Source organism: Jannaschia sp. Os4 (assembly GCF_016820245.1).
Classification (GTDB): Bacteria; Pseudomonadota; Alphaproteobacteria; order Rhodobacterales; family Rhodobacteraceae; genus Jannaschia.
In genome coordinates this window covers 788,147-800,196 of record NZ_JAFCAR010000003.1, presented here as the reverse complement: position 1 = coordinate 800,196, position 12,050 = coordinate 788,147, and the positions used below count along the sequence as shown (strand labels likewise).

The 12,050-nt window shown below is 61.6% G+C and carries 9 protein-coding genes and 1 pseudogene; 5 read left to right on the top strand and 5 right to left on the bottom strand.

What is annotated here, in order from left to right; all coding sequences use genetic code 11:
* Window positions 1-89 precede the first annotated feature (89 nt).
* Window positions 90-392 (bottom strand): hypothetical protein, encoded by a 303-nt coding sequence (locus JQC91_RS08885; protein WP_203286485.1) that lies wholly within the window; start codon window positions 390-392, stop codon window positions 90-92.
* Between the two features lie 513 nt (window positions 393-905).
* On the bottom strand, window positions 906-2,270 hold the full coding sequence (locus tag JQC91_RS08875) for a hypothetical protein (protein WP_203286439.1): 1,365 nt from the start codon (window positions 2,268-2,270) through the stop codon (window positions 906-908).
* A gap of 628 nt (window positions 2,271-2,898) precedes the next feature.
* Between JQC91_RS08875 and JQC91_RS08870 the strand changes: the two genes are divergently transcribed.
* Together JQC91_RS08870 and JQC91_RS08865 are read left to right on the top strand one after the other, a co-directional pair.
* Complete coding sequence (locus tag JQC91_RS08870) at window positions 2,899-5,226, top strand: AAA family ATPase (RefSeq protein ID WP_203286438.1); 2,328 nt, start codon at window positions 2,899-2,901, stop codon at window positions 5,224-5,226.
* Window positions 5,223-7,076 (top strand): UvrD-helicase domain-containing protein, encoded by a 1,854-nt coding sequence (locus JQC91_RS08865; protein WP_203286437.1) that lies wholly within the window; start codon window positions 5,223-5,225, stop codon window positions 7,074-7,076. Before JQC91_RS08870 ends, JQC91_RS08865 begins: the two co-directional genes overlap by 4 nt.
* 152 nt (window positions 7,077-7,228) lie before the next feature.
* Here the strand turns inward: JQC91_RS08865 and JQC91_RS08860 are convergent.
* A pseudogene (locus JQC91_RS08860) lies at window positions 7,229-7,531 on the bottom strand (transposase); the annotation flags it as partial.
* On the opposite strand from JQC91_RS08860, the gene JQC91_RS18125 reads away from it, so the two are divergent.
* Window positions 7,482-7,607: a hypothetical protein gene (locus JQC91_RS18125; RefSeq protein WP_275296986.1), complete on the top strand. Its 126-nt coding sequence runs from the start codon at window positions 7,482-7,484 to the stop codon at window positions 7,605-7,607. The pseudogene JQC91_RS08860 and the gene JQC91_RS18125 sit on opposite strands and share 50 nt — an antisense overlap.
* A 757-nt stretch (window positions 7,608-8,364) precedes the next feature.
* The gene (locus JQC91_RS08855) at window positions 8,365-8,709 is read left to right on the top strand and encodes a hypothetical protein (protein WP_203286436.1); all 345 of its coding nucleotides are present in this window, start codon (window positions 8,365-8,367) and stop codon (window positions 8,707-8,709) included.
* Between the two features lie 64 nt (window positions 8,710-8,773).
* On the opposite strand, the gene JQC91_RS08850 is transcribed toward JQC91_RS08855, so the two are convergent.
* On the bottom strand, window positions 8,774-9,964 hold the full coding sequence (locus tag JQC91_RS08850) for a Fic family protein (protein WP_203286435.1): 1,191 nt from the start codon (window positions 9,962-9,964) through the stop codon (window positions 8,774-8,776).
* A 408-nt stretch (window positions 9,965-10,372) separates the two neighbouring features.
* Here JQC91_RS08850 and JQC91_RS18120 point away from each other — a divergent pair, with 408 nt between their 5' ends.
* A complete protein-coding gene (locus tag JQC91_RS18120) occupies window positions 10,373-10,651 on the top strand; it encodes an AlpA family phage regulatory protein (protein ID WP_275296985.1) in 279 nt (92 codons plus the stop codon).
* Window positions 10,652-10,722: 71 nt separating this feature from the next.
* On the opposite strand, the gene JQC91_RS08840 is transcribed toward JQC91_RS18120, so the two are convergent.
* Window positions 10,723-11,970: a site-specific integrase gene (locus JQC91_RS08840; protein WP_203286433.1), complete on the bottom strand. Its 1,248-nt coding sequence runs from the start codon at window positions 11,968-11,970 to the stop codon at window positions 10,723-10,725.
* Window positions 11,971-12,050 lie beyond the last annotated feature (80 nt).

The window sequence follows — 12,050 nt, the reverse complement described above, 5'->3', positions numbered from 1 at the left end:
CCTGCTCGGACCTATCGGGAACATCCCGCCCGCAGAGGCCGAAGCCACCTACTACGACCGGATCGACATGCAGCAGCGAGCCGCGTAACTCAAACCAACCAGCCTCCGGGAAACTCGGGGCGCTTCACCCCGCCGGAAAACTCGCTTAGACTCTCGAAGTCAACCATCGCTCGTGTCAACGGTGCGACGTGGATCGACCATCCGACGGCCCACCGGGGCATCTCATCGGGACCGTCTAGGGCTCTGAGGCGCTGGCTGTGAGGAGGGTCAAGCGGTCCGCTCCGGAACTCAAGTATCCGCGCCTCAAAGGCTTGCCGGGCATCGTGAAACATTCGCTCGAACCGCTCGATCCCGCTTTCGCGTCGGAGGACGATGTCGTGCACCTCGCGCATGGTCGCCTCCACGGTCTGATCCTCCCGCCGAATGTATACCCCGAAGCCGTCCTTGAGCCGTACCCGAATGAGGCGCGTTCAACGACGGAGGTGTTCGGATGACGAGGGCACCGGCATCTCCGTCGGTCACGATCCCAGCCACTTCGACGCGGTCGAGCGGGGGGTCTATGCGATCGAGAAGCGACCGGCGAACCCTGTCCGCCAGTTCGGCGACGGCTGGCAAGGGGTCGATAACCTCGGCGCGGGAAGGGTGGTCTTCCGTCTCCCGTATCCCCACGACTAACGTTCCGCCGTCGGTGTTCGCAAACCCAACCGTCATGCGGCACAGCTCCCGTATGGCTTTCTCCGAGACGTTCCGCTCGCCACGTCGCCATCCGCTTAGACCACCACTCTTCTCCGAGAGATCCTGATTAAAATCGACCTGCGCACCCTCCGGGATCCCATCATAGACGAGCCGATCTATGTCGGCACCGGTGAGATCGGAGATCGGAACGATGAATGGTCCGTTCGGCATTACAACTTTGCCTTCTCGACGACTGCGTCGTCATCCGTGATCCTGAGGATCATCGTCATTGAGCTGAGGACGGCGTCGGCGGGGCATAGGGATTCGAAACGTCCATCCACAAGCCGATGATGGGTTGCGCCAAGCATCGCTTCTTCTAGAAGCGGGATTTCGGCGTTCGGGTTGTGAAACACCTGGATTTCTTGCGTCCAATACTCCTCATACCCCTCCGCGCTGACCTCGACGGCGAAGAATCTCCCCATGGCCGCGTTGGGGTCGGGGTCTTGTTTGAAGCCTCGACGGAAATACCGATGATCAGGGGCGCCATAGCCTGCCGCTACCCCCATCCGATCGAACTTCGATAGCGTGCCGGCGTTGGAGAACATGACTGCCGACACATTCTGTGCATTCGGGAGCGCAAAAAAGTTTGAGGGAATCGTCTTGGTCCCGTATACATGCTCCTCGACCGGGTGGTTCTCGATCATCAGACTGCCGCCGGAGTCGCGGCTGTGCTCGGTCCTCAGGCCATAGAGGTACTCCCATAGCGCAGATTGCGTGTAGACCATGGAACCCGGACCCTCCTCCGTAGCGGGCGCGTGGAAATCCGCCAGCGCGATCACAAACGGTTTTTCTTTGCTTTCGTCACGATCCCAGTACGGGTCTCCTGCAGCGTTGCGCTTGTTCAGTTTCGCCGTCAGCGCGCTTCCGAACTTGATTGCCATGTAGTCGCGTAGAAATGCTTGGAGCTCTTCAGGCGTCCGCGGGTCCGGGTGGTCGGCGAGCGGACCCTGAGCGGACGGCGCAACCGTCGTGGCCTCGACTGTGAAGGCGATGCCCGGCCTGGCGCAGTGGAAATCGGGGGCCTCCAACTGGCGTACCTCTAGCATGAACTCCCTAAACGAAGCCCATAGGAAGAGCTCCCATAGGCGTTGATCGAAACCGTTGGTCTGGAACTCGCGGACGAAGTGCGGGTCCTTCGGCGCCAGCCACAAGGCGAGTTCGGTGATGACCTTTCGCGCCGGAGCGTTGCCCGCGTTGTTGGAGAGCTGAACGAAGTAAGGATGCAGCTTGGCTCGATCGAACGTCGCCGGAACGTGGAACGGGTCAAGCGGGCTGTTTGTCTCGTCGCCCTGCTCGCCGAACTTAGAAACTTCGCCTTGGTCGATGACCTTCGTCATCTCGAGCCACAGCCGACGTTCAGCGACGTCTTTACGTGTCAGGTCAGTACCTAACGCGGCGCAACGGAATCGGCCTATCCGGTCACGGGCGAGGACCATCCAGAGGTAATCTTCATCGATACGGTCGCGTCCGACCATGCCGATTAGGGCCTCGCCATCGATCGACCACCACGACAACTCTTCGCATAGGATCGCCATTGGCGCCCTTGTTCCCATTGATAGGAGGTTGAATCGGGCTCTGCTTATGGGCGCGCAGCGTCTGCCGGCCGTTTTCTCGCGCTCGCGTCGTTGTTTCGCTTCGCCCATCTGGTCCCTTTCTACGCTTCAAAAGAAATTCGTGGACATGACTAAATTTCGGAAATCCAGATGTTGCTCAACATATATGTATTCCCATTAAGCTTGATCGATATGCCCATCGGTAAGCAGAGGATTCATTTGTCCAATGGCCATTCTGCCTCCTTTTCTGAGAATTCTTGCGGCTGCTAGATCGCACCATGTATATTTAACTGCCCTACCTACGGGTTGAATCGTTCAGCAAAACTCCGTCAGCGAACCTCAAGTAGCGAGAAACTCTGCGCAGCGCCACAGCGAAGGTCAGCTTCTCTGCCCGATCGCGCGCCCGGCATGATGTTCAGGGCGGACTACCCAAATCTTGAACAGGAAACGGGGCTGAGGGCACGTTGTATCGCTAGACAGGTGGGTCAGTCTTCGAGCGCTGACAGTTTCTGGTTGCCACCTGGACTTTCTGCATGACAACCATACACCCCAGTGGACCCGCCTGTGAGCGCCCTTCGACGTTCCAGGAAACTGACGCGAGAGAACACCTTTGCAGATCAAATTCGTGGAGGTCGCGAACTTCCGAAAACTCCTTTCCGTCCGGGTCGATTTTGATGCGAAGCAGACCCTCTTCGTCGGCGCCAACAACAGCGGAAAGAGTTCGGCGATGCTCGCGCTGCGCCGGTTCCTAGTGCCGAACCACTGCCCATTCGAGATCCACGACTTTACCCTATGTCACTGGCCCGGCATCAACCGGATTGGCCAATCATGGCTCGAGGCGAATGAACGGGGTGAGACGGTCGATCTGGTGCTCGACCGTTGGGTTTCGTTCCTACCAACCCTCGACCTCTGGCTTGAGGTGGATGCCGGAGAGATGCACCACGTCCGCGACCTGATCCCGACGCTCGACTGGAACGGCGGTCTGTTGGGTGTGCGCCTGCGCTACGAGCCGTCCGACCTGGAAGGCCTGTACAAAGACTTCGTCGAGACCGTGACGGAGGCGGAATCGCTTCGCGCGATAGCGTCGAAGAAGCACGACGTTGCGGGCAACGACCTTCCCCCTCTCAAACTCACGCTCTGGCCGACAGCACTCAACGACTACCTCGCGCGGCGCCTGTCGCGCAGCTTCGGCATCAGAGCCTACATCCTCGATCCCGACGGCCTGCAGGGCGTGTCCGACACAGGCGAAGTGAAGCCGCAGCCTTTGCCGCCGACGTCGCAACCCCTTGATGGGGAGCCGCTGCGGGGCCTCATCAAAGTCCACGACATTCCCGCACAGCGCGGGTTCGGCGGCGACGGGTCGCATGAGGACGACGAGGATATGCCGGTCCCGACATCGGCGCGCCGCCTGTCCGACCAATTGCGGAGTTACTACACCAAACATCTCGATCCGACGAGAGGTCCGACCGAAGGCGACCTCGGTGCATTGCAGGCGCTTGAGACGGCGCAGGATCAGTTCGACGCGCAGCTGACCGAGGCATTTACCGCCGCCTTCGATGAGGTGGCTAGCATGGGTTACCCCGGCGTCGCCGACCCCAGACCGAAGGTTTCGACCCGGCTCCGGGCGGTCGACGGCCTCAACCATGCCTCCGCCGTCACGTTCGAAGTCGACGTCAGCGCGCAAGGCGACGGAGTGGCTCCGGTGCTGCGGCTGCCGGAGACCAACAACGGGTTGGGCTACCAGAACCTGATCTCGATGATCTTCCGGCTCATGGGGTTCCGCGACGCGTGGATGCGGGTGGGGAAGGTCGCGCTGTCCGAACCGACTGCGGTCCTCGAGCCGCTTCACCTCGTCCTCATTGAGGAGCCCGAAGCGCATCTTCACGCACAGGTCCAGCAGGTCTTCATCAACAAGGCATACGAGGTCCTTCGTGCCCACGACGATCTCGGCGATAACTGGCGCCTACACACGCAACTCATCGTGAGCACCCATTCGAGCCACGTCGCGCACGAGGTCCCGTTTGCCTGCCTGCGTTACTTCCGCAGACTGCCGGCCGGCATGCGCGCGCCCATACCAGTCTCGGCGGTGGTAAACCTATCGAGTGTCTTTGGCGACGAGGCGGAGACCGCAAGGTTCGTGACGCGCTATCTCCGCGCTCAGCACAGCGACCTCTTCTTCGCCGACGCCGCTATTCTCGTCGAAGGACCCGCCGAGCGGATGCTGATGCCGAACTTCATCCGGATGCGCTATCCTGATCTCTCCCGTGCCTACGTGACCCTCCTGGAGATCGGCGGCAGCCACGCCCATCGGCTGCGCCCTCTCATCGAGCATTTGGGGCTGCTCACGCTCGTCATTACGGACCTGGACAGCCAGGACGGTACGTCCGGCAAGGCGGCGCCTCCAATTCCCGGCGCGGGCCAGACGACGAACAATGCGACTTTAAGGCAGTGGGTTCCCGAAATCGACGCAATCGACGATTTGCTCATGATCGATGCGCATAGACGTGTGCGAGCACCCGACCATGATCCCCTATTCGCAGTCCGTGTTGCCTATCAGACTCCCGTGGCGGTGGTCCTGCCGGGCGATACGGTTCCAACGACCGCCCATCCCTATACGTTCGAGGACGCCCTCGTCTTCGAGAACCTCGCCATCTTCGCCGCCATGAATGGCTCCGGCCTCGTCGGGCGCTTCCGCGACGCCATCGAGGCCGGCGGAACCGCCACGCAACTCGGAGAGGCCTCCTTCGATGCCCTGCGCAACGGGAAAAAGGCTGAGTTCGCCCTCGACGTCCTGGATGCGATCGCATTCGAGCATCTGGAGGTGCCGGGATACATCGCAGAAGGTCTCGTTTGGCTGCAAGAAAGGGTGAGGAAGAAGCAGATCGAGGTTCTACCGGCGCAGGCGGACGCGGCGTCGGATGGGCATGCCGGGTCATGACGAATATGGTCCCAGATGATCGACACGATGCCGCGGCAGACGAGACGATCCGCGCCTGCCTCGATCTGACGGCGCCGCAGAGCTTCTTCCTCTATGCCGGTGCGGGATCAGGCAAGACCCGCTCGCTCGTCGGCGCCATCGCGGAGTTGCTGGAACGGCAAGGCAGACGGCTTAGCCTCACCAGCCAGAAGATCGCCGTGATTACATATACGAACGCTGCGACGGATGAGATCCGACAGCGTTTGGCATTCGATCCCCGGGTCGAGGTCTCCACCATCCACGCCTTCGCATGGTCGCTGATACGTGGCTATGACCAGGATATCCGGGAATGGGTGCGAGCCGAGCTCGGAGAAAGAATTGGAGCCCTTGAAGATCAGATTCGTAAGGGACGTGCGGGTACCGATACCGCACGGCGACGGGAGCGTGACCTGGAGCGGAGGCGTGCGCGTCTCGCGGGCTTGGGAGTTATTGAGCGGTTCATCTATAGTCCAACCGGCGACAACCGAACGCGTGACGCCTTGAACCACGCGGAGGTGATCGCGATGACCTCGGCGTTCCTCACTGAACGGGCGGGGCTACGTCGTCAGGTCGTTTGCCGCTATCCGGTTCTGCTCGTCGATGAGAGCCAGGACACCGCTGCCCGGCTCATGGACGGTTTGCTCACACTTCAGCGGCATCACCCCCGAGAGATCAGCCTCGGCCTCTTCGGCGACACGATGCAGCGCATTTACATGGACGGCAAACCCGACCTCGCCGACGCGATCCCCGAAGACTGGCAGCGCCCGCGCAAGGCGATGAACCACCGTTGCCCGGCGCGGATCGTCCGGCTCGTCAACGCCGTGCGGGCCGACGACGATGGGCAAGTTCAAGTTGCGCGATCGGACGCAGCGACGGGCCATGTCCGGGTGTTCCTCGTTCCTCCAAACGGCGCAGACGCATCTTCCACGGAGGACGCGATACGGGTTCGAATGGCGGAGGTGACGGGGGACCGGAACTGGCAGGCGGACGGGCGGGCGGTGAAAACACTGGCCCTCGAGCATCTGATGTCGGCGCGGCGGCTCGGTTTCGCCTCGCTTTTCGAGCCGCTCAACCGCATCAATGCAAGTCGAACCAGCCTGCTTAACGGGACGGATCCTAGTCTGCGGTTCTTCACGGGCGACGTGCTGCCGCTCGTCCGAGCGCTTCGCGATGGGGACCGGTTCGCCGTCGCGGCCTGTGTTCGCCGCCATTCTCCGCTTCTGGCACACGAGCGTCTTGTGACGGCGGGCGATCAACAGCGCGACATCCTCTCCGAGGCCAAGGCGGCGTGCGACGGCCTTGGCGCGCTCGTCTCCGGAGCAACTTCCCCAAGCCTTCGCGCTGTGCTGCACCACGTAGCCGCGACCAACCTTCTCACGATCCCCGATGCGCTGCAGCCATTCGCTGATGCCGAGGCCGCCGAACCGGACGAATGGGGTGAGGCGCTCGATGCCTCGCTCGCAGAGGTCGAGGCCTACGATGATTATATCCGGGGCCTTTCGCGGTTCGACACACACCAAGGGGTGAAGGGGTTAGAGTTTCCACGGGTCATGGTCGTACTGAGCGATGACGAAGCCCGAGGTTTCCTGTTTAGCTATGATAAGTTCTTCGGCGTGACGGCGAAAACCGCTGCTGATCTGAAAAAGGAGGCAGAAGGTTCCGAAACCGGCATCGACCGAACGCGGCGCCTTTTCTACGTTGTCTGCAGTCGTGCCCGTAAAAGCCTTGCAATCGTCTACTATACCACCGACTGCGAAGCAGCTCGACGCATGCTGATTGAGCGGGCATGGTTTGAGGCAGAGGAAATCGAGACCTGGCCGCCGAAGTCGTAGGCGACCTGAAACCTCCCGCTTGTGCAGTTTGGTTATCTAGTTTGGCCATCCCGCACCCGCAGCGAACGACCGCTTTCCGCCCATTCTGTCAAAGAAGAAGTGTTCGCAAGCGCGGCAAGTCGTTGGTGATGCTGGCTGATCAGCCCTCCTGCTCAGGGTGTTGCCGAGTCGGGCGGGAAGGGGAAGGTCTTGGCCAGCTTCCGTAGGTTCTGGGCAGTGGCTGCGAGAACAAAATTATCGCTGGCGCCGCATGGTCCGCGTAGTCGGAGCCGTCCGAGCCCGAGGATCCGCTTGAGGTGGGCGAAGAGCATCTCGACCTTCTTCCTGAGCCGCATGGAGATGACGTAGGCGTCGGTCTTGGCGATAGCGCGGGCGACGTCTCGCGCGCCCTCGTGTTCCTAGCGGGTGATCTTGCGGGCATCGGCGTTCGGGCAGCACCTCGCCTTCGACGGACAGCCGCCGAACGTGGTCTACCGCACCGGCACGACGATCATGCAACCCAACCAGCAGCAGACCCGGAGAGTAGCTTAGATCACGTCAGATCCTCTCCAAGGATCGGGGAGCACCTCAGCGCAGTGCGATGCTGGCGTGCGGACTGCGGCGAGGGAGGCGCAGCAAGGAGCCCCGATGTCGTGGCAGGATGCGGAGGCCGACGATCTTCCGCGAAAGACAGTCAGCCCCCCCGCCCCCTGCCCGATCTCTTTACGCAAGCTTAGCAATCCGGTGCGCAACTGCGAAGATCACGCAACCACCGCGGACTGTAACGACCCAACATAGTCTAGGACCGCGTGATGGGTCGGCCAAGCAGCTAGGCCCCACATAGATCTTGCTGCAAAAGATGATTCTGGCCCATTTCGGGCCAGCATTGCGGCCCGACACGACCACCCGTCAGCCCGTCCTTTTCGACCATTGTCCTCGTCAGCAAAATGGCACTGACAGGATGGACAATATGGTCGACAACCGGACGACGACGCCTCCCAAGGATCAGACCGGAGGTTCGGCAGACGACGAATGCTGCACCCATACAGTAGCGGAAGATCAGGAGGACGGCGACTGTCATGCCGAAGCAGCAGTGCGCGAAGAGGTTCGCCGGGCTCTGAGACGAGGCTAAGCGACGCGGGCAGACCTGCTTGAGTTGGCCGACTGGACCGCGGTGGCCGCAGACTGGCATTGGCTGGACGCAGACCGCATCGTGGAGGCCGAGATCGCGCGGGCTCGTCGGATAGCCGAGACAGGGCCAAAGGTGACGGATGACCTCCGCCTGAAACTCGCTCTTGGCTTCTGTAGGATGAAGGGCCTCTTCGTCGGCGAGGACTTCTGCTGCTGCATGGGCTGCGCCCAAGCCGAGCTTCGATCAATCTGGGAAGGGCGATCATCGTGGGAGGACGGACCGATGCCGTACGTCTACTTCCACGAGCAGGACGTCGACCACGTGATCGAAGGCGGCCCGCTCAATCTGGCCTTCGGCGCGATCGGCACGGTGGGCAACGTGTCCGATGCTCTCCGGTTTCTCGGAAGGGACCTGACCTCGACGTTGCGGCAATGCGGGCTGGAGGTGGACTGGTTCGGCGACATCGACCGGCGGATCGCGGTCAGGATGGCTTGGGACCGGCGGGCCCCGGCGCTCGACTGAGGTTCACGACTGGATCGGGCTTAGCCCGATCCAGTCGACTCCGGACGTGGGACGACCGGTCGAACTACTCGGCGGTGGTGATCGATTGGGACTCGAAGAGCTCGGGAAACAGACGCGCCCTCTGCCCGAGCGGGAACGCGATGCGCACGTCAGCCTCCGGACGGATGGAATTGACGATCCCAGCCACTTCGACCGATCGCAGGACGGTCCTCGCCTCCGCCTCCGCTGTCCCGATGACGGACGGCACGGTCCCTCGGGACAAGCCTCCACAACGGAGCAGGTGCGAGACAAGAACTCCCGCCCGTGGGTCTCCCACGGTGTCCTCCACGAGTGCGACGTATCGGTCGTGGAGCGCCTCGCCGTCGAAGACGACGGTCGCATACCTCACCTCGCCCAGCATCACGCGGAGGAACCAGGCACTGAACCGGGTGAGGCGATCGAGAGACAGGTTGCCCCGGCCATCTCTGTCGCCCTGGCGTGGCGTGTCGGCCATATCCATCCGGGCCATGTACTCGCGTGGGTCTTCCAAGCCCCGCGCGAGACCACGCGAGATCGACCAGAGGCTATTTCCACCGATCCCCGCCCTACGGATCATCGCGTGGGTCATGAGGCGTCCCACCCTTCCATTGCCGTCCAAGAACGGGTGGAGGTAGGCGAAGCGATGATGCGCGGCGGGGATCGAGAGAACCTGTCCCACGCGACCAGCGGTCAGGCCGCGGTAGCGCAGAGCGAAGTGGTTCAGAAACGCATGGAGTCGATCCGCCGAGGGTGGGTGATGTCGACCGACGGCAACCTCCTCGCTGCGCAGTTCGCCGGGGACGATCTCGAGAGGATCTTCCCGGTGCGAGACGAAGCGGAACTCAGCAGGCATGGCCTCGTAGAGAAGTCGGTGGAGTTCAAGGACGAACTCGACGGACGTCGGCTCCGGTAGATCGTCCCGATCCGCAAGATCGTCGATCCACTGCTGCACCCGGACATGGGCGGCGCCCTCCTCCGCGAGTGATCTATGCCCGGCGACCTCGCCGACGAGCGCGGCTTCGATGTCCTCGGCAAACGCCTCGTGACCTTCGATTAGGTTCGAGTGGTATGCGTTCGCGATCCGGACGACCCGCTGAAGCTCTGCATGGACACGAGGGTGGACGCCGCGCCCTACCTCGCTCGCCTCCTGACGGATCGCCGACACGAGATCGATGAGGTCCGTCGGGACGTACTCCTCGATGCCGCAGGGCTCGATGCGCGCAGGGGTCTCCATCATGTCGCTGATCCCGCCTCGGTCCGAGCACGTACTATAGTACTCAACTGCGCGTCGATGAAGAGCGTCGGGCGGCGTCTTTGGCCAGTTCTCGCATCGGGATTACAATGACCAGATATCTAGATTTGCGGTGCGACATGGGCGCGAAGTCTCGACGTCACCCAGGCGGCCTGATCGGGATGCGCACGGTGGCCCGCTCACCGATCCGGCATCCTTCCTGAGCGGGATTTGTCGCGCATATTCGAAGCGAGGGAAATAGAGTTAGTCCAGAAGAAATGACCCTACAAGGGACTGGCCGTGCCCACCAAAAAAGATCGAGGTTGCCTCGAAAAACATGGTGGATTTCCTTCCTTCTCAAGTACTCGAGGAATACGTCGAAGTGTACGCAAACCACTATAAGGCTGACGTACGATGTCTCACTGCTCCAATCCTGATGAACTTACACCTGATGGGCTCCCGCGCAGGAACCCTCGTGAGAGTTCAAGTTCACGCTCCAAGATCCGTCTGATCGATCGGTGGAGTGTAATCGACATGCTCGGCATCAGCGAGTCTACGCTCGAACGCCGGATGGTCGATGACGAACTCTTTCCGCGACCACGGCGGATCGGCACGCGCACGATCCGCTGGATCGAAGCCGACGTCGAAGACTACATCCTGAACTTGGAAACCGTGGATCCGTTCGCAGCGTGACGGGCTCACGCCGACCCCGAGAGAGCTTTCGACGATCTCCCGGGGTCAGGCTCCATCTGAACGCCAGAAGCCTACCGCTGAGACATGATCGCCATCGTATCGGCGAGACGTGCAGGCTCCTCACCACCCGTCACGTAGTCGGCCCAAGCCTGCATCATCGGCCGGCGCTCCTCCAGTAGATCGTCACGGAAGTAGGCGTCGACGATCTTATCCTTCTCGTGGGACAGCGCGTACTCCATCACGTCTTGGGAGTAGACGCCTTGCTTGCGTGCCCAAGTCCGGAACGTCGACCGCATGCCATGCCCGGTGATCTCAGGATCAAACTTCTTGATCTCGATCAGCGCCCTGTTTTCGTCGATCACCCCTCCCTTGTTCTTCGGGCGCGGAAAGACCGGGCCGTCGGGATCGTCATGGTGACCTCCCAGCAACGCGAGGTTGTCGAATACAACCGCAAGCTGCGCGCAGATCGGCACACGATGCGGTCGACGCTTCTTCATCCGCTCCCTGGTCGTCGTCCATGTAGCTGTCTCCAAGCAGAGGTCGGACCACTTGGCGGTTCTCACCTCAGACGTTCGCTTGCCGGTCAGGACCATAGCCATGATCATCTGACGAACGTCCTCATTGCAATCATGCGTCGTCAGCCACCGCCAGAACTCCGGAGCCCGCTCCCATGGGAGGGCCGCCATGTGCTTGGTCTGACGTTGAACGGGCCCGAACGCCATTTGCTGATTGAAGACCGCAGGGTTCACCTCCAGGAGTTCGTGGAGGATGGCTAACTCGAAGATCTCGCGCAGACGTCCAAGGGTGCGTCGCGCGGTCTCGTGCTTCGTCCGCCAGATAGGATCGAGCACGCGGATCACGTCACGGCTCTTGATCTCTGACGGGCGGAGGTTCCCGAGGGCCGGTAGGACATAGTCGTTGATCGTCGTCCAGTTCTGGAGGGCATGCTTGCCGTTCGAGAGCCCGCGACGCTTTCGTTCGAACCACACCTTTGCGACATCGCGGAGGGTCGTGTGGTCGGCATCGACAGGTCGGACGGCACTGAACGCAGCTCCCTCGTCAGGGCTGCGGACAACGCTCTCATCAGCAGTTTCGCCTCCACCTAACTTTTCCAGAACCGCCTTCAGCCGAGCATCACGAAGGGAGAGTTCAGGGAACCGCCCGATGGTCTTCCATCGGCTACGCCCATCGACGGTCATGCGGACCTGGAAGGTCTTCGATCCGCCCTTGTTCAAGCGAAGATACAGACCGTTCAGATCGGCGATCCGGTCCGGCCCCGTTCCATAGCTTGCAGCCTCGATCTGCTTCACTGTCAACATGTCTGAACTCCTTCCGCTTGCCCGGAGGAAGGTACAGAACGGGGTTGGCCTGCACTAAGGTCACCTGGCCGCCCGTCGGG

Excerpts from the sequence above, each read along its gene's own strand:
- JQC91_RS08885 (WP_203286485.1), bottom strand. The coding sequence starts at position 392 with ATGCGCGAGGTGCACGACATCGTCCTCCGACGCGAAAGCGGGATCGAG.
- JQC91_RS08850 (WP_203286435.1), bottom strand. The coding sequence starts at position 9,964 with ATGATGGAGACCCCTGCGCGCATCGAGCCCTGCGGCATCGAGGAGTAC.
- JQC91_RS08875 (WP_203286439.1), bottom strand. The coding sequence starts at position 2,270 with ATGGCGATCCTATGCGAAGAGTTGTCGTGGTGGTCGATCGATGGCGAG.
- JQC91_RS08840 (WP_203286433.1), bottom strand. The coding sequence starts at position 11,970 with ATGTTGACAGTGAAGCAGATCGAGGCTGCAAGCTATGGAACGGGGCCG.
- JQC91_RS08865 (WP_203286437.1), top strand. The coding sequence starts at position 5,223 with ATGACGAATATGGTCCCAGATGATCGACACGATGCCGCGGCAGACGAG.
- JQC91_RS18120 (WP_275296985.1), top strand. The coding sequence starts at position 10,373 with ATGTCTCACTGCTCCAATCCTGATGAACTTACACCTGATGGGCTCCCG.
- JQC91_RS08855 (WP_203286436.1), top strand. The coding sequence starts at position 8,365 with ATGAAGGGCCTCTTCGTCGGCGAGGACTTCTGCTGCTGCATGGGCTGC.